This window comes from Okeania sp. KiyG1 (genome assembly GCF_014132355.1).
Classification (GTDB): Bacteria; Cyanobacteriota; Cyanobacteriia; order Cyanobacteriales; family Microcoleaceae; genus Okeania.
This window is the reverse complement of sequence record NZ_BLZO01000071.1, coordinates 76,119-100,300: the sequence shown is the minus strand read 5'-3', so window position 1 is coordinate 100,300 and position 24,182 is coordinate 76,119. Positions and strand designations below refer to the sequence as shown.

Sequence of the window (24,182 nt, the reverse complement as noted above, 5' to 3'; positions counted from 1 at the left end):
AGAGTGGTCGGTCGTTGAATATCCAAAAGCAATTTTCCCCTCTACCTTCTGACTTCTGCCTTCTGCCTTCTTCAAGGTGCTATTAAATCACCTTCTCCGATCGCTTGATAAACATCGCGAATAATATCATAATTAGCCTCATTAGCAGCTACTAAACTAGATCCCTGATATTTTTTTGTAGATTCTCCCTCTACTAAAGCTGCAATTAATTTATCTTGACTATTAACAATCAGATTTTGATATTCTTGAATTAATTGAGAATCCAGGTTGCTACTGGCAATGATTACATCACTGGGAAGCAAAGCAGTTTTAGCTATTATAGGAAAGTCCTTTTCTGATGCACCCTCTGTTTGCAGTAGATACAGATAGTCTATAGCAGATCCTCCCCAGGCATCAACTTTTCCTTGTCTAAAAGTTTCCAGACTGCCTTCATCCCCCAACATCAGGATTTTGAGACCGGACTTAGGATCTAATCCTGCCTCCATCAGCAATTTTGTTGGTCCAATATGACCGCTTGTAGAACCAATATCTGACAATGCTAAAGTTTTACCTTGCAGTTGGGCAGCAGATTTAATTGGACTACCAGCAGGAACAGCAATCACAGCACGATAATTAGGGCGAGTCACTCCAATTAGAGGTATGGCATTTGTCCGAGCATTAATTACAACATATTCTGAAGGCCCAGCAAGTAACAAATCTACTTGATTTAACTCTAAAGCGGCGGCGGCCATAGCAAAACTCTCAACTGGAAAAAACTCAATTTTTTTTGCCAATACTTCCTCTAAAGCAGCACGAAACGGTTCATAATCACGTCGCAGTTTCTCCTCATCAACAACATCTGTTACTGCAAATCGTAGTTTTTCTGGTATTTGTGAATTATTAGTATTATTAGTTGTCGCAGTACAACTTGTAATAAATAGTAAAGTATAGCCTATAAAATTACGTCGTTTCATATCTTTATTACCAAGCATAATTAGAGCAATTATTGACCAAAAAGTAAGGTCTCAAGCCTCCCTTTATTAAAGGGATGAAAAGCGGTCTATCTTCGCAGCTTCCCGTAGAGTGGGATGGCGAGGAAACCTTGCCATATCCAATCGACCAAGAGAAAATAAACTTCAGATTTGAGGTACTGATAACTGATAACTGATAACTGATAACTGATAACTGATAACTGATAACTGATAACTGATAACTGATAACTGAAATAAGCCTACTTAAGAATATTAACATTTCGATCGGAGTGTGTGTTTTTTTGCTTAAACTATACTTAACCTAATGCCAAACTTTTGTTAAAGATTACTTAATTTTATAGAGATATGATGACTTAGAAAAATCATGAAATTTAATTAGAAAATTATATGGAACCAATTAAACTGCAAATTCTTCATGCTGCCGATCAAGAAGCAGGTATTTCGGCGATCGAAGATGCTGTTAATTTTTCTGCAGTTATTAATGCTCTAGAAGATGATTTTGCAAATACCTTAAAATTATCTTCTGGAGACATTTATATTCCCGGACCTTTTTTCAATGCTAGTGACGGAATTTATGACGAACCAGGCATTGGTGATATTTTAATTAACAATGCTCTGGGGTTTCAAGCAGTTGCTGTTGGTAATCATGAATTAGACCAGGGAACAGGAACCTTTGGTAATCTCATTGCAAGTAACTCTGAAATCGTTGGACCGGGCATTGATGACGATGGTTATCAAGGTACTCAGTTTCCCTACCTCAGCAGCAATATTGATTTTACTACTGATGATAATCTTGCAGAGTTTGTTGTGCCAGATGGTGGAGAGCCCCAACCTAATACAATTTCCGGGAGCGTTGTCATTGAAGTAGGTGGGGAAGAAATAGGTATAGTCGGTGCAACTACTCCTTCCTTACCTGTCATTTCTTCCACTGGCGATCTTGTTGTTTCTCCCTCAGACAGTGACGATATTGCAGCTTTGGCTGAGATTATTCAAGAAACAGTAGATGAATTAACCGCCACAGGTATTAATAAAGTTATTCTGCTGAGTCACATGCAGCAGATTAGTATTGAAGAAGAATTAGCAGAACTGTTGACAGATGTCGATGTCATTATGGCTGGTGGTTCCAATACTCTCCTCGCTGCAGAAGATGACCCCCTACGAGATGGAGATACTCGCGGGGGTTCCTATCCTCTAGAATTTACTTCTGCTAGCGATGAACCTGTATTAGTCATCAACACCGACGGCAACTATAAATATGTCGGTCGCCTCATTGCTGACTTTGACGAAAACGGTATTATTACAAGTTTTGACGAAGACTTAAGTGGTGTTTATGCCACTGATGATGAGGGAGTTGACCGAGTTTACGGGGAAGATGTCGATCCTGAAGATGTAGCTGACCCGACAGTAGTAGCTGTTACTAATGCTATTAATGACAACATTTCTGCTAGAGATGGCAATATTTTAGGTTCCACAGAAGTATTTCTCAACGGTACAAGAGGAGATGTCCGCACCCAAGAAACTAATTTGGGAAATTTGACAGCGGATGCAAATTTATTTATTGCCAAAGAATACGACTCTGATGTGGTAGTTTCCATTAAAAATGGTGGCGGTATCCGCGACAATATCGGTCAGTCGTTTATTCCTGCTGGCGGTACTTCCGATGATTTAGTGCAGTTGCCTCCTGCTGGAAACTCTTTTGCAGGCAAGGAAGAGGGGCAAATTTCCCAGCTAGATATTGAGAATACCCTCCGCTTCAATAACGGACTGACTCTACTAACAGTTACAGCAGAAGAACTCAAACAAATTATCGAGCATGGTGTTGCAGCAACTACAGACGGTGCAACTCCCGGTCAATTCCCGCAGGTTGGCGGTCTTACTTTCAGTTATGATGCTACTCAACAAGCAATTGAATTTGATGATACAGGTCTTGTCACAGATGGAGAGCGCGTCAGGAGTCTGGCAGTTCTAGATGAGAATGGAGCGATCGACGATGTGGTAGTGGAGAATGGCTCCTTAGTAGGAGATCCAGACCGAGAAATTCGGCTAGTGACTCTCAGTTTCCTTGTAGACCAAGGAGGTGATGGTTATCCTTTCCAACTGTTTGGCGAAAATCAGGTTAACTTAGTAAATGAAAGTTTGCCATCAGGAGCAACTAATAATGCTAACTTTACTGATAATGGTTCCGAGCAAGATGCGCTAGCTGAATATTTATCAGACAATTTTCCGGCTAATGGCAACCCTAGTTTCAGCGATGCAGATACACCTCCAGAGGAAGACGAGCGCATTCGGAGAGTATTATTTGTGAAAGGAACTAACGGTGATGATACTCTCGCTGGTGGCGAAACTGATGATACTGTTATTGGTGGTTTTGGTAATGACTTCCTTTATGGTAAAGATGGCGACGATATTTTAGAAGGTCGTCCTGGTTTTGACCGCTTGTTTGGTGGTAGTGGTAATGATACTCTTAATGGAGGAATTGGTCGTGATCGCCTCAATAGTGGCCCAGGAGATGATATCATGACAGGTGGTGCGAGTATTGACCGCTTTATCTTTAATACAAATCAAGCTTATGACCAAGATGATTTGGGAGAAGATAGAATTACTGATTTTGATATAGAGCGAGATATCATCCTCATCAACAGGAGAACTTTCACTGCTATTGATAGTGGGGATAGTTTTGAGGATGTATTTGCCACTGTTACCAGTAATAATGATGCTGCGACAGAAGATGCTGTAATTGTTTACAATACAAATAATGGTAATTTATTCTATAACCAAAATGGTAGTGATGCTGGTTTAGGTAGTGGAGGTCTATTTGTCACCTTAGACAATGCACCTGTACTTGATGCTGACAATTTCTCATTTGTTGGATAAGCACAGATGGCGTTGCTGATTCTGGGTATGATTTGGCCCCCCTAGCCCCCAGGGTCAATTTATTGTCACCAGAGAAAAAAGAAGTAGGGGAGTGGGGGAGTGGGGGAGTGGGGAGTAGGGGATGGGGGAGTAAGGTCAATTCATCGTCCAGAGAGAAAAATTGTATCCTTTGAAATTTTGAAATTTTGTGCATCTTGCTAGTGAGTTAACCAAAAATATACAGTTGTAAATATTCTCTGGCGACACAATATCGATGCTACCGGACATGATATTAGGGGTAGGTTGAGGAGTCAGGAGTCAGGAGTTATATAGAACCCATTAGGGATCTATTTAGGGCTTGCTGATTAAACCTAAACGTCTTTAAAGATAAAGGTTTTAGCCTTTTTGGGTCTGTAATACCTTGGTTTTCAGCTCTTAATACTCAAAAATTTGCCATTTTAGGCAAAAGTTGGGCAAAAAAAAATTACTTTCCTGCTCCTCTACTCCCCTACTCCCCTACTCCCTTTTTCCCCTCCACCGGAGGGGTTAGGGGTGGGTCCCCTACTCCTGAAAAAAGACTTTTGAGCGCAAACCCTATTTAAAAATATAGAGGGAGTGTGGGGAGGGTTAGGGTGGGTCCCCATTTCCCCATTTCCCCATTTCCCCATTTCCCCATTTCCCCATTTCCCCATTTCCCCACCTCCCCACACTCCCCAAACTCCCCATACTCCCCACACTACCAAGGACTACCAACTATGGTAAACCCTGCCCAATAATAAGGATGGGAAAAATTTTGATTTTTCTGATGTGCCAACTCAGGAGGTAAAAGTACTTCCCCACGACTACCAGACCCCCTCAAAATTCCATCTTCGATCGCAACTTTACCTTTCAACATTGCCAACTGGGTTTGTCGCAACACTTCTGCTTTAATATTGGTATTACCTAAATGAGAATAAAATTCTGTCATTAACCCTAATGTTCCCTTATCACTAACCAACCATAAACTTGCCAATACTGACTTAACTCCTGTTGCCACTGCAAAACCAGCAAAACCTAATTCTGCTTCTTTATTTCCTACTGCGGTTTGACAAGCGGATAATACTAATAATTCCACTGGTGGCTGACTCCAACCTAACTTTCTGACTTGATTTAATCGCAATTTTTCATCCCACAACTGAATATATGAATTACTCACATTTCCACCATTAAATTCAGCATGAGTAGCCAAATGAATTATCGGATAAGGATAATTTTGACGTTGATTAATCAAATTTTTCAGAGTAAATTCTTCATTGAGAAACATATTACCCTGCCATAAATTTTGAGAAATAGTTTCTAACTCCACAGGTACAGCAGATAAGGGTGGTTGTTCTGTAAATTCACTGGCTCCCATAGCTAATAAAGTAGTATTATGAACAGAATTATAACGACTATCCATTAAACTGACACTGGGAATACTACTAATGCTGTATTTTTCTATTAAAAATTGTTTTCCATCATGTAAAGCTGCTAAGGGTAATAAACGAAATCCTACATCCATACTAAATAAAATTGTATCAATATTGGCTGCTTCTAATTCGGTAGCAATGGGTGCTATTAATAATTGATATAATTGTTGAGATGCTGCTAGATAACTTGTGGTTTGGCGTTGTTTAGGATCGGTAATTTCTAGTATTAATTCTATGGTGGCTAGTTTTAATTTATCGCGATTTGTTGTAGCAATTGTTTTGAGAATTGGTTGACCTTCTTTGGTAAATAAGATTATCTGTAATTGGTCTGAGTAAGCATTGATATAAACAACAGCAGATTCTTTCCCGGTTTGATTTGCTATATCTGTTAAAATATCTCTGACATTTTGTGTAGAAAGTAATTTTTCGTCAAAGTATTCTCCGAAGTAATTTGAATATTCGTTGATGCGCTGTTGTTCTAGCATTGTTACTATTTTGTCTGAACCTGTGGCTACTGTCAGGGTATTGGTATTAATAGTATCAATTATATTTAATATTTTTTGAGTGTCGGTGGTGTTGTTGATAGATTCTTCAGTTTGCTCTTTAGCAGTGGCAGTATTTATTGTTTGGTCGTTGTTACTAGGGGTGATAGTTGAAATTAAATTGGAGGTAGAAGGGATTTCTGGACTATTTGTATCTAAAGGATTTGGGGGAGTATTTAAAATATTGGAATTATTCGTATTTTCTCCATCAATGAGAGGATTATTAATCGGAGTATTATTATTAGGAGTTGCAGAAGTTTCTCCAAGATTTTGATTAGTTCCATTGTTCTGAATATTGATAGATTCATTCCCGGTATTTTGATTTATTTCTCCAAGATTTTGATTAGTTCCATCATTCTGAATGTTGATAGATTCATTCCCGGTATTTTGATTTATTTCTCCAAGATTTTGATTAGTTCCATCATTCTGAATATTGATAGATTCATTCCCGGTATTTTGATTTATTTCTCCAAGATTTTGATTCCCTCCTGCAATGGCAATATTAGTGGCATTATTTCCAGTATTTTGATTGACTTCTCCAAGATTTTGATTCCCTCCTGCAATGGCAATATTAGTGGCATTATTTCCAGTATTTTGATTGACTTCTCCAAGATTTTGATTCCCTCCTGCAATGGCAATATTAGTGGCATTATTTCCAGTATTTTGATTGACTTCTCCAAGATTTTGATTCCCTCCTGCAATAGCAATATTAGTGGCATTATTTCCAGTATTTTGATTGACTTCTCCAAGATTTTGATTCCCTCCTGCAATAGCAATATTAGTGGCATTATTTCCAGTATTTTGATTGACTTCTCCAAGATTTTGATTCCCTCCTGCGATGGCAATATTAGTGGCATTATTTCCAGTATTTTGATTGACTTCTCCAAGATTTTGATTCCCTCCTGCAATAGCAATATTATTAGCATTATTTCCAGTATTTTGATTGACTTCTCCAAGATTTTGATTCCCTCCTGCAATGGCAATATTAGTGGCATTATTACCAGTATTTTGATTAACTGCTCCAAGATTTTGATTCCCTCCTGCAATGGCAATATTAGTGGCATTATTTCCAGTATTTTGATTGATTTCTGCTATATTCTGGTCTCCTTGTGCAATAGCAATACTATTAGCATCGCCGTCTGCATTTTGATTAATTTCTGCTATATTCTGGTCTCCTTGTGCAATAGCAATACTATTAGCATCGCCGTCTGCATTTTGATTAATTTCTGCTATATTCTGGTCTCCTCCAGAATCAATATTAATATTTGTATCTCCATCTCCTGCATTCTCATTAATATCTCCAGTATTAACATCCTCCGTTGCTCTGAGTATTAAATTTCCTATGGTCCCATCAGAGCTAATTTCAATATCATAAGTTGTAATAGAACCATCTGTAGCTTCCACATTTATTGCACCTGCACTCGTTGTACCAATAGAAGTTAAGTCTCCCGTACCTACTTCCTCTCCGTTAATAACTATACTCCCACTACTTCCTTCCGGCGCTTGTGTAGTCACATTACCTGTATTAACTGTTGCGGTACGACTCTGTATCCTCAAATTACCACTTTCAGTCGCACCAAAAGATGACACATTTGCTAAATTCACGCTTTCTGGAGCATTCAGATCGATATTTCCCCCTCTACCTTGCTCTGAAAAAGAGTCAATATCCCCAGTTGAGTTAATTTCACCTATTTCACTTTCAACTGTAACATTACCTCCCTGTTCCCTTCCCTGAGAACGAATGCCACTAATACTTATATTTCCAGGGGATGTAAGAGTGACATTTCCAGCCATTCCTTCTGTGGAAAAAGTGTTTAACTCTCCTTGAGCATCTATACTATTTTCACTGCGACTTTCTATAGTAATATCCCCTCCTCCTTCTGCTCCCTGAGATAAAATATTTTCTAGATGAATGTGTTCCTCCGCCATAATAGTCACATTTCCAGCAGTACCTCTTTCTGAAAAAGTTTCTATAGCTGTTGTGGCATTTATTTCTCCAGTTTGGCTAGCGATCGTAATATCTCCTCCTGTAGTTGGTTTTTCTGGGTTAAGAGCGCTAGCTCTTAGTAGACCGATACTAATATTATCTCTAGCATTGAGAGTAATATCACCGGACCCGTCAGGAGAACGAGAATTGATAACCCCAGCGGTGGTATCTATTGCGCCATTGTTACTGGTGATAGTGATATTTTCTGCAACTCCCCTGGTTGCTTCTCCTTGAGGTAGGGGTATAAGAGTAAAGTTGTCATTTACTGGTTGTTGTTGTCTGACAAAACCTGATGCTAGGTCTATTTGACCTACTTCTATTGCGCTATCCGCAATAATATCAATTTTGCCCGTGTCGCCAATATCTGCTCCGGAATATATTCTCGCTGTTGCTGTATTAATATTGTTGCCTGCTTCAAGAATAATATCTCCTCCTCTCCCCACTCCCCCGCTCCCTCTCTCCCCCTCTTTTTCTTGAGGTTCCGACGCTGAGATAATATTGCTGTTTTGGCTGATATTAATGTTGCCTCCAGCTTTGAGGAATATTTGACCTCCATCTGCATCGGCGAAAGAGTAAATATTGCTGCTGGTAATATCTCCTTGGGGTGCTTCTATAGTAACGTTGCCTCCGTTGCCATCTCCAGAATAATTGGCCAAAAAGCCTTGAGATGTATTGACGTTTCCGGTTTCTGTTGTGATAGTTATTTCACCGCCTTGTTGTTGACCGTGGGAACTAATAGTATTGGTGGTAACATCTGTTTTGGCAGTCAGAGTCACATTTCCGGCGTTACCTTTTTCCGAAAATGACTGGATGGGTTGGGTGGCGCGAATTTCTCCTTGTTCACTAATGATGCTGATATTACCTCCGTCAGCAGTTTCCTGTGACTCTGAGGCAGAAGATTGAATAATACCTGTAGCAATATTTTCTTGAGCTGTAATTTCTATTGCGCCTGCGTTTCCTGCATCAGTGCTTCTAGCTGAGATGGTACTATTTTCTGCTTGGAGAGACCCTGTATTAATAGTAATTTTTCCTCCGTTTCCTGTACCTGTGGTTTCTGTAATAATTTGACCTTCCAGTTGAAAACTTTCACTGGAGTTGATGTTGATCCTACCTCCATCTCCACCACCAGAAGTAGCTGCGGATATAGTAGTGTTTTCCGCTATTGTGAGGTTTTCTGTTTCAATTATTATTTGACCTGCATCTCCACTGCCTCTAGTTTCAACTGTTATTCTGCCTTCCCCTGAAATATTGATGTTTTCTGGAGCAAATATATTGATGTTACCTCCATCTCCACTAGAATTAGTGCGGGCAGATATAAAGCCATTTTCGGTGAAAGTAATATTGATATCCGGGTCAATTCGAGCGGAATAATTTTCTCTTCTCAAACTCTCAAACTCTCCCCATCTCCCCATCTCCCCATCTCCCCATCCCCCCATCTCCCCATCTCTGTTATAGGGTTTAAGGGTAAGAGTACCTGCCGGAGTTTCCCCTACTGTTTCGGCAAATATTCCGAGTCGGCCTGAAATTAGTAAGTCTGTAGCATTGATAGTAATATTACCTCCCGCTTCAGTGTTAGTTGCCCCTTCTCTTGCTGTGGCACTAATTTGGGCATCCTCTCCTATGGTTAGTTCTCTAGTGTTGATTTCTATATCTCCAGCTTGGCCTTTGTTGTTAGTTTCTGTGGTTAGGGTTGTTCCGGTTTCTAAGGTGAAGTTTTGAGTATTGATATTGATAACTCCAGCATTGCCTTTGTCTTCTGTGGAAGCTGATATGGCTACTCCATCCGAGAGCGTCAGGTTTTGAGTATTGATATTGATAGCTCCAGCATTTCCTTTGTCTGTAGTTTCAACAGATATCCTACCATCCCCTCTAATATTTATGCTTTCTGGGGCACTGAGATTGATATTTCCTCCGTTACCTGTGGAGCTGGTGGAGGCAGAGATGAAGCCATTATTTGTGAAAGTGATGTCTAGGTTGGGGTCAGTTTTGTAAGGGTTGAGAGTGAGTGTTCCTGCCTCCGCTGTTGCTTCAGTTTCGGCAAATATTCCCAGTTCGCCTGAGATGTTTAATTCATTGGTGTTGATGGTGATATTTCCACCAGGATCTGTTGTGGTTGCCCCGAGGTTAACTGTGGCACTAATTTGGGCGTTTTCTCCTATTGTTAGTTGGGGAGTTGTAATTTCTATATTTCCCGCTTTTCCGCCTCTGTTGGTTTCCACTGATAGTTGAGTGTCTGCTTCTAAGTTGAGTGCTTCTGTGGCTTTGACTGTGATGTTCCCCCCATCTCCAGTAGTTTCGGTGAAAGCTAATATTTGGGTATTAGGTTGAATATTGATTTGCTCCCCTTCTAGATTGATGTTGCCAGCGTTGCCTGGGCCTGCGGTGAAGGCTGTGATGTCTATGCCGTCGTCGAGAGTAATGTTGGGGCTGATGATATCAATTTGGCCAGCGTTGCCTGTGCCACTGCTACTTACTGTGATTTCTCCGTCTCCTTCGATGTTGAGGCTTTCTGGAGCGAATAGGATGATGTTGCCCCCTCTGCCACTGCTTTCAGTTAAGGCTGAAATTTCAGCATTTTCGTCGAGGGTGAGTTGAGTGTCTATTGTGATGAATATATTACCTGCATCACCTGTGCCAAAGGTACTAGCAGATATTTGAGCACCATTTTTCATCTCCAGAGAGCCGGTGGTAATAGTTACACCCCCTGCATCCCCTTCTGCTCCTGATGCCACTTGGCTAGCTGCTCCAGTGAAAAACTCTGAACCTCCTCGATCAAAGACTACAGTATCAGTGGCATTAATCTCCACAGTCCCTGCATTCCCTTTACCAAACGTACTTGCAGATATAAAAGCACCATTTTTAACTTCCAGAGAGCTGGTGGTAATAGTAACACCCCCCGCATTCCCTTTTGCTCCTGGTCGCACTGAGCTAACTGCTGCAGTGATCGATCCTGAGTCTTCTTCATCAAAGACTACAGTATCAGTGGCATTAATCTCCACATTTCCTGCATTCCCTGTGCCAAATGTACTGGCATTTATTTGAGCACCATTTTTAACTTCCAGAGAGCCTGTGGTAATAGTAATCCCCCCCGCTTTCCCTTCTGCTCCTACTTGCACTGAGCTAACTGCGCTTCCTCCATCAAAGACTACAGTATCAGTGGCATTAATCTCCACATTTCCTGCATTCCCTGTGCCAAATGTACTGGTAGCTATTTGAGCATCATTTTTAACTTCCAGAGAGCCAGTGGTAATAGTGACACTCCTTGCATCCCCTTCTGCTCCTGGTTGCACTGAGCTAAGTGCGTCTCCTCGATCAAAGACTACAGTATCAGTGGCATTAATCTCCACATTCCCTGCATTCCCTGTGCCAAATGTACTAGCTAGTATTTGAGCACCATTTTTCACCTCTAGAGAGCCGGTGGTAATAGTGACACTCCTTGCATCCCCTTCTGCTCCTGGTTGCACTGAGCTAGCTACTCCAGTGAAAAATTCTGAGTTTTCCCCATCAAAGACTACAGTATCAGTGGCATTAATCTCCACATTTCCGGCATTCCCTTGACCAGAGGTACTGGAATTGATTTGAGCACCATTTTTCACCTCTAGAGAGTCGGTAGTAATAGTGAACCCCCCTGCATCCCCTTTTGCTCCTGCTTGTACTAAGCTATCTGCTCCAGTGAAAAATTCTGAGTCTCCTCCATCAAAAACTACAGTATCAGTAGCATGAATCTCCACATTTCCTGCATTCCCTTGACCAGAGGTACTGGCAGATATTTGAGCACCATTTTTCACCTCTAGAGAGTCAGTGGTAATAGTGACACTCCTTGCATCCCCTTCTGCTCCTGGTTGCACTGAGCTAGCTACTCCAGTGAAAAATCCTGAGTTTTCCCCATCAAAGACTACAGAATCTTCAGCTACGATATTAATACTTCCTGCATTCCCTATACCAGTTGTACTGGAATTGATTTGAGCACCATTAGTAACTGTCAGAGAATCAGTGGTAATGCTCACATCTCCAGCTTTCCCTTTTGCTTCTGGCCCTACTGCACTGAATACCCCACTACTGTCAGTACTATTTAGCGATCCACCATCAAGCACTATATCCTCTGCTGTAATATTTATATTCCCTCCATCTCCTATACCTCTAGTAAGTGCATTTATTTGAGCGCCGTCAGAAACTATCAGAGAACTCGTTGTAATATTCACATCTCCTGCATTTCCTGTTGCTCCTGTTGCTAGCCCGCTAAATACTCCACTGGGCCTTGAAGATTGAGATACTCCATTAAACACTATATCCTCTGATATAATATTAATATTTGCTCCATTCCCTTTTCCAAAGTTACTATTATCAATAAAACCACCATTAAGAATTATCAGAGAATTCGTAGTAATATTTACGCTTCCTGCATTTCCCTCTGCTTCGGAGGATATTGTACTTAATATCCTACCTCCATTCAATACTATATTATCTTCTACAGTAATATCCACACTCCCTGCATCCTCCTGAGTAAATAATGTACTGGCAGATATTTGAGTGCCATCATTAACAAAAAGGTTTTTGGCAGTAAGATTGATATCGCCCCCTGTTTCAATAAAAGGATCGGTAGAAATATCTTCGGTAAGAGTCACATCCCCCTCACTATTCAGAACAATATCACCTCCAGCAAGAGTCAAAATACCATTTATAGCCTCACTCACACCACCAACATTCACATCTCCCAACACATCAAAAAATATGCTACCACTCAGTGTAAATGCCTCTATATTTTCGACATCCAACCGCAAAGGGGCATTTGCTGAACCTATTTCCCCACTTCCAACAGTTCCAAATACAGCACTACCCGCATTAATAATTGAATTGTTAGAAACTCTGGCAATATTTCCCCCATTAGCATTAACTAAAACTTGCCCTGTTGTAGTTAAATTTGCCAGATTAATATCCCCTACTTCTCCTAAGTTTCCTAACTCAATATTAATAGTTCCACTGCCTGCATTTAATGTCGTTCCATCTAATTGATTTATTGAAGCTTTCCCCTCACTCCGATTAGCAAAATTCATCTCATCATTATTACCAAGTAAATCAATATTTCCATTACCAACTGATGTATCGATATCAGCATTTATATTAATACTTCTACCTGCTTTTAATTCCACAGATTCGGTAGTTTCGATCTTTTCATTAATTGTTATATCGTTGTCGGCAAATAAAATTATATCTCCTGATAATTCCCCAAGATTTTCTGCGGAAATTGTGACATCAGAATTTTCATCTTGAGTAAAAGGGTCTATTGGTGTTTCTGTTTCTGTTGTTTCTGAGTTATCAGCAATTTCTGTAGAAGTAACTTCTGTCTCTAAATTTGTATTTTCTGCTATTTCTGAATTATCAATATTTTCTGTGGTTTCTGAATTTTCAGAATTATCACCAGATGCCAATTCTGAATTATTATCTACTGTTTCTATTTCTGAATTTTCAGAATTATCACCAGATGCCACTTCCGAATTATTATCTACTATTTCTGTTTCTGAATTTTCAGTATTTTCTGACTCTCCCACCGTCAGATTTTCTGGGTCTAATAATATTGTTCCTGGATTGCCAAATTCAGCACTAACATTGACATTTCCATCAAATATTAATTGTTGTCTTCCCGATACTTCAACAAACCCTCCATCTCCAGAAAATCCTCCCCCTTTAGCACTAATATTCCCGGCAAAATTAGTGACTCCATCTGACCAAATTATTACTCTCCCTCCGTCACCATTTGTAATAGCATCAGCAGAAATAAATGAATTGCTGTTTACAAATGTCTGCTGAGAGTTACTCACTATTCCATTGCCTTGAAAGTCCCCTCCAATTAATACTGTTCCACCTCCGTTGATACCATCAGCATTAATATTAGCATCGATAATGGCTACGCGATCGCCCAACACATTAATCTGGCCTTTATTCTCTCTTCCGTCCCCCTTGGAAAGGAGGAGACTATTGATATCCCCCCCTTGGGCAATCCCCCTCCCGTCCCCCTTAGAAAGGGGGAAGCCAGATGTTGCTTCGCTTTTCGTAGAATGGGGGTTAGGGGGGATCGAAACATCGATATTTCCAGAGACAATAGAACTCGCTTCTGCTCTCGCGTCCCCTGTATCAGCAACCAAGGTATTTGAATCTATCAATACTACATCACCATCAGCGTTAACAGTCATAGATGTAGCATGAGTCTCATTCCCACCTGTTAATAATTCTGGCAATGATAATGGTGTGAAATTTGTTTCTTCTGTAATTCCCACTGATGAGGATATATCTAAACTTAACAAATGTCCTGGTTGAGATATTCTCAGAGTGCTGCCACCTTCCACTGCTGCGATAGTAACATTACCTCCTGCGGTGGAGAGTTCCCCGGTGTTGATGACTGTGCCACCCAATAAGGTCAAATTTTCCCCTGGGTTTAAACTTAAATTTCCCTCATTAACTATTGCGCCTGGGTTTGATACATTAAAACGATAACCACTGGGGTTTCCCACTAGGTTTGAGTAGTCATTTGTTCCCATAGCTTGAAACCAGAAGTTGTTGCTGTTGAAACCAATACCTGTAGCAGTAGTAACAGCAAATGAGGCGGGTAAGTTGAGACTGGCATTAGGGCCAAATATCATTCCAGCAGGGTTCATCAACAAGAGGTTGGAATTGCTGCCGATGACTTGAATAAGACCGTTAATAATAGAAGCATTGCCGCCTGTAACTCTGCCCAGAATATTGCGCGTGTCTGGGGTGGTGAGGAAGTTGGCAGTTTGGCCGGAGTTGACGTTGAATTTATCAAAGCTGTGGAAGAGATTTCTGCCACTACGGGTGCCTCCTTGGATGTTAAATTGGTTGCCGTTTTGGTTGACGGTTGTACCTGTGCCATCATTAGCGGGAGTGATGGGTTGTGCTTTCCCAGAAGTCGGCACTACTATTGCGAGTAGAGGCATCAACAGAGACAAGGGGTAATATGCAACTCTGAAGGTTTTCATCATGGTTATTGAGACTGGGTTAGATTTAATTGAGATTTTTAGTAAAGAAGAATAGGCGTTGCTGATTCTGGGTATGATTTGGCCCCCCTAGCCCCCCAAAATTGGGGGGAATAAAACTCTAAAAGTCCCCCGTGATCCCCCTCCCGTCCCCCGCAGGATCGGGGGAAGCCAGATGTTGCTGCGCTTTTTGTTGAACGGGGGATTTAGGGGGCTTGATCAGAACCAAACAATCACGCATTCATACTTCAATTCAGCAACGCCGAAAAATATAAAGTAATAACTACAACCCTGCTAGGGAGCTTCCATGGAACGTCCTTACCCTAGTATACCTGAATAAAAATTACTATAAATAATAGACATCTCCAAAAATTAAAAATAAAATCAATTCTTATCCAGAAATTATCAATTATTCCCCTCCTGGGAGGGGAGGGGCGAGGGTGGGTTCCCTGTTCCCTGTTCCCTGTTCCCTCTTTTCTGGAGATGTCTAATATTCATATATTTCGAGTAGTATACCAATTATGCGTTCTTCTAAATTTTAAGGTTTGTATAATTTATTTGTATAATTTTTTCTATTGTCATCGTATATATTTTTAAGAAAGGAGTCAGGAGACAGGAGTCAGGAGTCAGAATGGAATTCTTGACTGTTAACGCAGTTCTCACCTTATGAGGCTAACTGATAACTGATAACTGAAATGACTCTTTCTCCAATACAATTATGGAGTAATAATATAAAATTATGCCTAAATCTGCCGGGAATTCTAATGTGGAAAAACTCAAAACTGGAGAAGCTAAGTTTTTGGTTTTATTAGTAGGAATTAATCAATATGACGATGGGGGAATAGATGACTTAAATTATTGTGTTAATGATTGTCAAAAATTAAATATAGCATTAGAAAAAGCCACACAAGTTTTCCCGGATAAAAATATTATTGTTCATCACGACCATACTCCGGAATTGCCGATTGTTGATGTAGTAAAACATAGTTTAGAACAATTAGTTACTCAGGCAACGAAAGAAGATACTATTTTAGTTTATTTTTCTGGTCATGGATTTTTAGACAAACAAACTCAGCAACCAATATTATGTCTGAAAAATACTCAAATAAATAATTTAGCTACAACAGGTTTACCTGTAGGAGAAGTTCTGCAAAAATTGCTGGAAAGTGGTGCTAAATATCAATTAATTTTTATTGACGCTTGTCATAGTGGGGGACCAGAAATTAATTTTCATAATTTGCCAAAACAGACAAAAATATCTGACCCTAAAATAGCTAATATTACTCCCAAATTAATTGAATCATTTGAACAAAGAGCGGCTAAAAGTCAAGGTTTTTGTGCGCTTTTATCTTGTGACAAGAATGAGCAATCTAGAGAATGGAAAGATATAGAACATGGATTATTTACTTATTTTTTGATTCAAGGTTTTTTGGGTAAAGCTGCTGATAATTTGGGAATTATTGATGAAGCTATAGTTAAACCTGCTGAGAAGGTGGGGTTAAAGGTAGAGTCTGGTTTGGTAGATGTGTTGTTGGATGGGGTGCAGGAGGAGTTGGGGGGTTTGCCATTGTTGCAGTTTGTGTTGCGGGAGTTGTGGGAAAAGCGCCGGGATGGAATGTTGAGTTTGCAGGTTTATCAGGAGGAAATTGGTGGTTTTAAGGAGGTGTTGGAAAATAAAGCGGAGGATGTGAGGCGAAGTTTGCATGGGGAGGAGGAGAGTTGCGCTCAGTTTATTTTTCTGGAGTTGGTGCAGTTGGGTGAGGAGGGGAAGGATACTCGTCGTCGGGTTTTGAAGTCAGAGTTGTTGGGTAAGAAGTATGGGAAAGAGGTGATGGAGTCTGTGTTGCAAAAGTTGAGTGATGCGCGGTTAATTGTTGTTGGTGGGGATAGATCCCCCCTAACCCCCCTTAATAAGGGGGGGACTCATCAGCAGGAAAAAGCTTCCCTTGTTGTTGGTGGGGATAGATCCCCCCTAACCCCCCTTAATAAGGGGGGAACTCATCAGCAGGAAAAAGCTTCCCTTGTTGTTAGTGGGGATAGATCCCCCCTAACCCCCCTTAATAAGGGGGGGACTCATCAGCAGGAAAAAGTAGCTTTTTCACAAGAAAGTTTGCCCAATACCACAACACCCTACTCCACCCCAGAAGATAACAACAACAAAAAAGCCCCCCTTCCCAAGGGGGGTTTGGGGGGATCAGAAATTACTGTAGAAGTTGCTCACGAAATCTTAATCCGTCATTGGTCAACTTTACGTTGGTGGTTGGATGAAAATAGAAGTCGCCTACAACAGCAACGACAGATGGAGCAGGATGCTAAGAAGTGGGTGCAACATAAGCGAGTGGATGATTTTTTACTGCGGGGTGTGGCGTTGCAGAATGCGGAGGAACTTTATATTAAGTATGGTGATGAGTTGTCTGAGTTTACTCAAGAATTTATTGCAGCGGGGATGGCGTTGCGTCAACGAGAGGAAGAGGAGAAACGACAGCGTAGGCGAAGGACAATATTGGGGTTGGTGAGTGGTTTGGTGGCAGTATCAGTATTTGCTGTGGGGGCGGTGTGGCAGTGGCGTCGGGCAGTTGTTGGAGAAACAAATGCTAATCTCAGAGCTGAAATAGCTACATTAAAACCCCGCTTAGACTCTAGCTTAGAAGTACAGATGGAGGTGCTAAAATTAGCTCAAAAATTACAAGCAACAAAGGATGAGGCTATTCAGAAACAAGGTACAAATTTACTACGAAAAATCCTTGAATGGCAAAGAAGGGAAGTCAATCATTTAGTGGGGCACAATGGTTATGTCCGGGCTGTAGCATTTAGCCCCGATGGAAAATTGATTGCTTCGGGAAGTAATGATAATACGATCAAACTGTGGAAAACAGATGGCACTTTAGTTAATACTTTACAGGGGCACAATGATGTTGTCTCAGCTGTAGCATTCAGCCCGGATGGGGAATTGATTGCTTCGGGGAGTGGGGATAGGACAGTCAAACTGTGGAAAAAAGATGGCACTTTAGTTGCTACTTTACAGGATCACAATAATGCTGTCTCAGCTGTAGCATTCAGCCCGGATGGGGAATTGATTGCTTCGGGGAGTGGGGATAGGACAGTCAAACTGTGGAAAAAAGATGGCACTTTAGTTGATACTTTACAGGATCACAAGAATGCTGTCTCAGCTGTAGCATTCAGTCCGGATGGGGAATTGATTGCTTCGGGGAGTTTGGATAACACTATCAAACTGTGGAAAACAGATGGCACTTTAGTTACTACTTTACAGGGGCACAATAATAATGTCTCAGCTGTAGCATTCAGCCCCGATGGAAAATTGATTGCTTCGGGGAGTTTGGATAACACTATCAAACTGTGGAAAACAGATGGCACTTTAGTTAAGACTTTATCGGGGCACAAAAATTCTGTCTTTGCTATAGCATTTAGCCCCGATGGGAAATTGATTGCTTCGGGGAGTGAGGATAACACTATCAAACTATGGAAAACAGATGGCACTCTAGTTGAGACTTTACCGGGGCACGACGATTCTGTCTTTGCTATAGCATTTAGCCCCGATGGGAAATTGATTGCTTCGGGGGGTGAGGATAACACTATCAAACTGTGGAAAACAGATGGCACTTTAGTTGAGACTTTACCGGGGCACGACGATTCTGTCAAAGCTTTAGCATTCAGCCCCGATGGGAAATTGATTGCTTCGGGGAGTTCGGATAACACTATCAAACTGTGGAAAACAGATGGCACTTTAGTTGAGACTTTATCGGGGTACAAAAATTCTGTCAAAGCTTTAGCATTCAGCCCCGATGGGAAATTGATAGCTTCGGGGAGTTGGGATAACACTATCAAACTGTGGAATTTTAACCGAGATGAGCTAATAGACAACGCTTGCAAGTGGATGAGCGACTACCTGAAAAATAACCCTAACTTAGAAGAAAAAGAACGACATCTTTGCGGTGAAATAGAGCCTTCTGCGACAGCTTTCTTTTTAAAAGGTGAGAAATTAGCAGCAGAGGGAAAGCTTGAGGAAGCAGTTTCTCAGTTTCAACAAGCAGTAAAACTTGACTCTAATTTCAGTTTAAATGCAGCAACAAATCTGTTACGAATGGGTAGGGAATTAATAATAGAAAATCAGAGAGTTGAGTTAGGTATTTCTCTATTTAAGCAAGCTCAAACATGGCAACCAGATATTGACCTCAACCCAGATACCGAGGAAATAGAAACAGACCCAGAGATGGTAGCGAAACAGTTGGCTAAGTCAAATAGGGGTGGCACACAGTGATTTAGCCACGGATATACGGATGATTTCTCTGAATAAGAAACCGGGTTTGTCTGATATCAGTTATCAGTTATCAGTAAACTTTGTAGGTTGGGTTGACGTTAAGGAAACCCAACAAAACACAAGTATGCTGTTGGGTTGCGCTGCCGCTTAACCCAACCTACATTATTTTTTCCGTGGTCAAATTGACAAAACTCAAAATCTGTGTTAAAAAATCATCAACCAAAACCTCACAGCAAAAAAAATGGAACCACAAACAATAAACCTACCAGAACCCCTAGCAAGTGCATTATTATCCTATATGCGCGATCGCCAAGACTCCGCCACACCCAATATAGTTATACAAGCAGCAGTAGAAGAATTTCTAACTCAACGTGGTTATTTATCCCCACCCAAAAAACATCTACAAATAACGCCAGCATCAAGAGGCAGTGGCTACCACAAAACATCAATTAACCACGACTCAGTTATTGCTAACCTTCCCACTCAAGAGCAACCATGAGAACTGTTATTGCTGACACTGGCCCCCTTTATGCTGCGATCGATCCAGATGACCAATATCATCAACAGGCCCAAGCAGATTTAAACCAACTCCAACAAGAAAACTTAGGAGTTATTGTTACTTATCCGACTCTTTTAGAAGCCTATACTTTAGTTTTGTATCGTCTAGGAAATGAAACTGCCAGAGTATTTTTACAGCAAATTTTTGCCGGAGTTGAATTAATTAATCCCACAGTTGATGACTACTTAGCAGCAACAAAATTAGTTGAAAATTTTCCCGATCAACGAATTACTTTATTTGATGGTTTAACAGCAATTGTTTCTAATCGTCTGAGTTTACCAGTATGGAGTTATGACTATCATTTTGATGTAATGTTAGTATCTGTTTGGCGATACTAAGACTAATTATTTTTTGTTCTGATACTGAAGAAAAAAATACCTACAATATTAAATTAGCTGGCTTATACTTTGTAGGTTGGGTTGACGGTAAGGAAACCTAACAAAAGACAAGTATGCTGTTGGATGTTGGGTTGCGCTGTCGCTTAACCCAACCTACGGTATTTTTTCTAAAAATTGAGCAATCGCCATAGGAAGTCAGAAGTCAGAAGTTAGAAGTCAGAAGTAAAATTATTACTGTGACTATATTTGAGAGGAACAATAATTTCCTAATAGTAAACTTTGTAGGTTGGGTTGACGTTTAGGAAACCCAACAAAACACAAGTATGCTGTGTTGGGTTGCGAGATACGCTTAACCCAACCTACAGTATTTTTTCTAAAATTGAGCGATCGCCATAGGAAGTCAGAAGTCAGAAGTTAGAAGTCAGAAGTAATGTTATGTCGAGTTGTAATTACTTTTGTCATCAGAAATGGCAGTGGGAGCATCTTGCTCCCATACTAGGCATTCCTTGTTCATATTTTTCAACTACTCAGTATATAGTTTTCGCAATTCATCCATTGAGGAAACCTGGGGAATTTGAGTAACAATTCTCTCTAATAATTTCACATCATTAATGACTGAAATCTCCGATAATATCCCCACATACTCATCACCAAACTTGAATTTTAATCCCATTTCAATTGCCAATAATAACGCCTGTTTAATTTGAGCATCCTTTTGGGATAGCTCCAGATTTTTTTCTACTGCTATTTCATCTCCTGTTTGAATCACATTCCCATCAGCATCGCACCAACGTAACCAAGTACCATTAATATTTTCAAATCTACCATTCCACAGAGTTAATCCCAGATTTACATCCGTAAACCAAGCATCATTTTTAGGAATATAAGAATTAAATTGAAGTTGAAATACTTGCAGTACAGTTTCACTTAGTTTTTGCAATGGATCGTAGACAACATAATAAGGAATTTTTAACTGCGCGTACTCTGTTAATTTACTTCCTAATTCATTGCCAGGAGTCGGAGAAACAATTTCAATTACTACATCTGGTGCTTTGCCAAATTCCCAGAATAAATAAGAACTAATTAATTACATCCTCACTCTTGTCAAACAAAATAAAATCTGTAATTGTCACAGCGATCGCTGGATTAAGTAAGAGATAATCTTCTCCTGTTTCTAATTGATTTGCATAAGCTTTAGCTAGGTTATAAGCTACTCGTTTATTAAAACCAGCCATTCTAGCAACCTGCATTTCAATCACTACAATAGAACCATCTACTAAAACAGCTTTTACATCTAAATATGTATCTTTTAAACTGAGTAATTGACCAGGATTATAGGGGTTAACAATTGTGAGAGATTTAATTACTTTTTCTCCCCCATAAATTATGGCATTGAGAAAGCTAATTAAGATGTCTTGACTTTGTTGGGAACCGAAGATTTTTTTAAAAGCATAATCGATCTTAGGACTAACAAATTTCATAGTATTTTTTCTCCCTTTAACAATCAGGAATTATAGTAAATATTTTAGCAACTCTACTTACAAAAGGTGTAGGTTGGGTTAAGCGACAGCGCAACCCAACAACTATAAGTTTCTGTTGGGTTTCCTTAACGTCAACCCAACCTATGTTTAACTCCTCTAAATATGAATAATTTTCCCCAAGGATATCGACATTAACTATAGAGACACTCAAACTCTAATATTCTATGAAACTCAAATTATGAATAACTTTTTCCAGAGATATCGACATTAACTATAGAGACACTCAAACTCTAATATTCTATGAAACTCAAATTATGGACAAAGATGCAAAAATCAAACAACTATTAATCGATATCAAAAACCAAAAAGGAGACCAAAGAAACCAAACTATTAACAGTTTACTAAATATTACTCCCAAGTTGCCAGGAATTCGTCAAGACAAACATCCAGATTATTTACACGCAGTTAATAACACTTTATTCTCTGTCAAACACAATATTGATAAGTTTTTCCAGAGTTATAAACAAAAGTGGAGAATTGATATTAGTCAAAATTCACCCCTACTGGTGCGACAGCGTTATGTAATGTGGATAAATGGATATTTAAAATATGACATTTTTGATTTATACCGCAAAAAAAATCAAGAAATTAGTCTCAATACTCCAGTAGGTGAGGAGCAAAAAGAAGATTGGATAAACTTATTAGCTAATGAAGGATTTAATGTTCCCACATCAGATGTTTTTGAGACTTATATTACCCATATACAAAATCATAAAACTCAAAGAAAAGGTCTAATTTTAGAACTTTACATTGAGAACGATCCAGAAGGAAAATTACATAAAATTCATCCCAAAGGATATCCAGAATGTAATGCTCAAACAATAATTCAGTATTTTTATTTGAGCAACTGTGGCGAAAAAGTAACAGTAAAAGAAAACTGGATTATTGTTAACAAACAACCAGGGAAACACATTAGAAAAAATACAGCTATAACAACTCTCGCCCAACCAGAAAAGAAAAAAACTTGGGCAAATCTGGCCAAGGAATATAACATTAAATATCAAACTCTCAAAGGCTATTGGCGCAGACATTGTGAGAGTGTATTTGAGGAAATTAATCAGGATATCGAGCGGAATTTTGACAAGTACACCAAACTATTTGCACCACAAATCCAAGAAATATTAGGAGAAAACGACAATGATTAATAAAACAGAACTACAACCAGTAATTGTCACTTTAGATGCTGAAACACATCAACAAGCTGCCAGTGTAGCAGGCGAACAATCTAACCCAGAAATTGGCAAACAAATTTATTTGAATATTCTAGCTGTTAAGGCTGTTAATAATTTATTGAAATGGTTAGATTTTTCTACAGATTTACAACAGGTTAAAAGTTTAAATCCAATTCTGAGTGGAGTGTTAAATGCCACAGACTTAGTAGTAGAAAACAAGAGATTGTTTTGTATTCCAATTTTGCCTGGAAAAACTGAATTTTCCGTACCTCCAGATATACCAGAAAACATAATCGGTTTTGTGGCGGTGCAGTTCGAGCAAGTTTTGGATAAAGCCAAAGTTTTAGGATATTTCCCTGTAACAAATGTGGATAATTTACCAGAAACTATTGGTTTAGCACAGCTACAACCTCTGGATAATTTATTTGCAGTTTTAGAAGAATTAAAATTGCAAAATGAGGTAGAAGCATTAGAAATCAATGCCTTAGAATTGCTCAAACAAGGAATGAATGAATTAGCTGAAAAATTTGGTTGGCTATTACTCAATAAACAAACAAATTTAGCATTTGACAAGGAATTATCCACAGAAGAATTAGAAATTACCACAGATAATTTTTTATCCAAACAACTCAAAATTGCCGGACAATATTTTGTTTTGCGGTTGATTAATCAAGTAAAAGATGGTGAAATTATCTGGCGATTTGAACTGCAAAATCTAGCTGTGGGAGGTTTAATTCCGGCTGGCTTTAAGTTGCGATTATTGACAGAGTATGGAGAAAATTTTGAAAAGAATGAAGCTGTATCTACCCATGCTGTAGAAAAGCTGTATGTAGATGTAATTTTAGAACCAGGGGAAGGTTTAATCTGGGAAATTGAGCCGATTCCTGATGATTTTAGTCGGGAAATTTTGCGGTTTTAATTTCACACTTTATATCATGTCCGGTTGAACAGTTATAAATAAATAACGACCGAGAAGTCAGGTGTCAGGAGTCAACCCACCCCTAACCCCTCCCAGGAGGGGAAGAAAGAAGAAGGAAGAAGAAGAAGGAGAAAGTTTTTTATCACTAATTATCCGGACATGATATTAATAGGATAAGAATCAAATCCTTGTAGGGACCTTCTATGGAACGTCTTTACTATATAAAAATTTTTGTAGGAGAGTTCCATGGAACCCTCCTACAAAGTTTTCTGAATATATCTATACAAAGCTTTTCTACTTGACATACTCCCGACGTTGCGCATAGCGCGACAACGCGGGATTCTTCAGTCATGAAAAAAATGACCGCTGTTTTGACAGAGGTGATGTCCTCCCCCTGTGTTGACCTTGATAATAACATGCATACCTCCTAGCTTGTCAAGGGTATAGGAAGGTTTTATTTGTGGAGGTATCCGACTCAAGGCCCTGGCTTTCCCATCCCTCCGCTCCCCTAATAGCTGCCGCACTTGCTCCGCCAACGGGAGAGCGCGGGACTTCCCGCCAGGGAAGTTAACAAGCTATCA

The 24,182-nt window shown here is 39.8% G+C and carries 10 protein-coding genes and 1 pseudogene; 6 read left to right on the top strand and 5 right to left on the bottom strand.

Annotation, left to right across the window (positions count from 1 at the left end; genetic code table 11):
• Positions 1–71: 71 nt before the first annotated feature.
• Positions 72–953 carry a phosphate/phosphite/phosphonate ABC transporter substrate-binding protein gene (phnD, locus tag SAGCYANO_RS15300; RefSeq protein WP_202220912.1) on the bottom strand — a complete coding sequence of 294 codons (882 nt, stop codon included), beginning with the start codon at positions 951–953 and terminating at the stop codon, positions 72–74.
• Between the two features lie 405 nt (positions 954–1,358).
• On the opposite strand from phnD, the gene SAGCYANO_RS15295 reads away from it, so the two are divergent.
• Complete coding sequence (locus tag SAGCYANO_RS15295) at positions 1,359–3,845, top strand: 5'-nucleotidase C-terminal domain-containing protein (protein ID WP_202220862.1); 2,487 nt, start codon at positions 1,359–1,361, stop codon at positions 3,843–3,845.
• Positions 3,846–4,560: 715 nt separating this feature from the next.
• Here SAGCYANO_RS15295 and SAGCYANO_RS15290 read toward each other — a convergent pair.
• The gene (locus SAGCYANO_RS15290; protein ID WP_375339938.1) at positions 4,561–14,796 is read right to left on the bottom strand and encodes a CHAT domain-containing protein; all 10,236 of its coding nucleotides are present in this window, start codon (positions 14,794–14,796) and stop codon (positions 4,561–4,563) included.
• 736 nt (positions 14,797–15,532) lie between these two features.
• Between SAGCYANO_RS15290 and SAGCYANO_RS15285 the strand changes: the two genes are divergently transcribed.
• From SAGCYANO_RS15285 to SAGCYANO_RS15270, 3 genes are all read left to right on the top strand, one after another.
• Positions 15,533–19,072 carry a caspase family protein gene (locus SAGCYANO_RS15285; protein WP_202220861.1) on the top strand — a complete coding sequence of 1,180 codons (3,540 nt, stop codon included), beginning with the start codon at positions 15,533–15,535 and terminating at the stop codon, positions 19,070–19,072.
• Between the two features lie 241 nt (positions 19,073–19,313).
• Complete coding sequence (locus SAGCYANO_RS15275) at positions 19,314–19,571, top strand: hypothetical protein (protein WP_202220859.1); 258 nt, start codon at positions 19,314–19,316, stop codon at positions 19,569–19,571.
• A complete protein-coding gene (locus SAGCYANO_RS15270) occupies positions 19,568–19,969 on the top strand; it encodes a type II toxin-antitoxin system VapC family toxin (RefSeq protein ID WP_202220858.1) in 402 nt (133 codons plus the stop codon). Before SAGCYANO_RS15275 ends, SAGCYANO_RS15270 begins: the two co-directional genes overlap by 4 nt.
• A gap of 523 nt (positions 19,970–20,492) precedes the next feature.
• Here SAGCYANO_RS15270 and SAGCYANO_RS15265 read toward each other — a convergent pair.
• From SAGCYANO_RS15265 to SAGCYANO_RS15255, 3 genes and pseudogenes are all read right to left on the bottom strand, one after another.
• Entirely contained in the window at positions 20,493–21,053 is a 561-nt protein-coding gene (locus tag SAGCYANO_RS15265; protein ID WP_202220910.1) for a Uma2 family endonuclease, read from the bottom strand.
• A pseudogene (locus tag SAGCYANO_RS15260) lies at positions 21,052–21,450 on the bottom strand (Rpn family recombination-promoting nuclease/putative transposase); the annotation flags it as partial. The pseudogene SAGCYANO_RS15260 and the gene SAGCYANO_RS15265, both read right to left, overlap by 2 nt.
• A gap of 16 nt (positions 21,451–21,466) precedes the next feature.
• Positions 21,467–21,661, bottom strand: coding sequence for a hypothetical protein (locus SAGCYANO_RS15255; RefSeq protein ID WP_202220857.1), 195 nt, complete (start codon positions 21,659–21,661; stop codon positions 21,467–21,469).
• A 103-nt stretch (positions 21,662–21,764) separates the two neighbouring features.
• On the opposite strand from SAGCYANO_RS15255, the gene SAGCYANO_RS15250 reads away from it, so the two are divergent.
• Together SAGCYANO_RS15250 and SAGCYANO_RS15245 are read left to right on the top strand one after the other, a co-directional pair.
• Positions 21,765–22,655: a hypothetical protein gene (locus SAGCYANO_RS15250; protein ID WP_202220856.1), complete on the top strand. Its 891-nt coding sequence runs from the start codon at positions 21,765–21,767 to the stop codon at positions 22,653–22,655.
• The gene (locus SAGCYANO_RS15245) at positions 22,648–23,601 is read left to right on the top strand and encodes a DUF1822 family protein (RefSeq protein WP_202220855.1); all 954 of its coding nucleotides are present in this window, start codon (positions 22,648–22,650) and stop codon (positions 23,599–23,601) included. The genes SAGCYANO_RS15250 and SAGCYANO_RS15245 overlap by 8 nt, the downstream gene beginning before the upstream one ends.
• Positions 23,602–24,182 lie beyond the last annotated feature (581 nt).

Coding starts and splice junctions, on each gene's coding strand:
- phnD (WP_202220912.1), bottom strand. CDS start 953: ATGAAACGACGTAATTTTATAGGCTATACTTTACTATTTATTACAAGT.
- SAGCYANO_RS15295 (WP_202220862.1), top strand. CDS start 1,359: ATGGAACCAATTAAACTGCAAATTCTTCATGCTGCCGATCAAGAAGCA.
- SAGCYANO_RS15290 (WP_375339938.1), bottom strand. CDS start 14,796: ATGAAAACCTTCAGAGTTGCATATTACCCCTTGTCTCTGTTGATGCCT.
- SAGCYANO_RS15285 (WP_202220861.1), top strand. CDS start 15,533: ATGCCTAAATCTGCCGGGAATTCTAATGTGGAAAAACTCAAAACTGGA.
- SAGCYANO_RS15275 (WP_202220859.1), top strand. CDS start 19,314: ATGGAACCACAAACAATAAACCTACCAGAACCCCTAGCAAGTGCATTA.
- SAGCYANO_RS15270 (WP_202220858.1), top strand. CDS start 19,568: ATGAGAACTGTTATTGCTGACACTGGCCCCCTTTATGCTGCGATCGAT.
- SAGCYANO_RS15250 (WP_202220856.1), top strand. CDS start 21,765: ATGGACAAAGATGCAAAAATCAAACAACTATTAATCGATATCAAAAAC.
- SAGCYANO_RS15245 (WP_202220855.1), top strand. CDS start 22,648: ATGATTAATAAAACAGAACTACAACCAGTAATTGTCACTTTAGATGCT.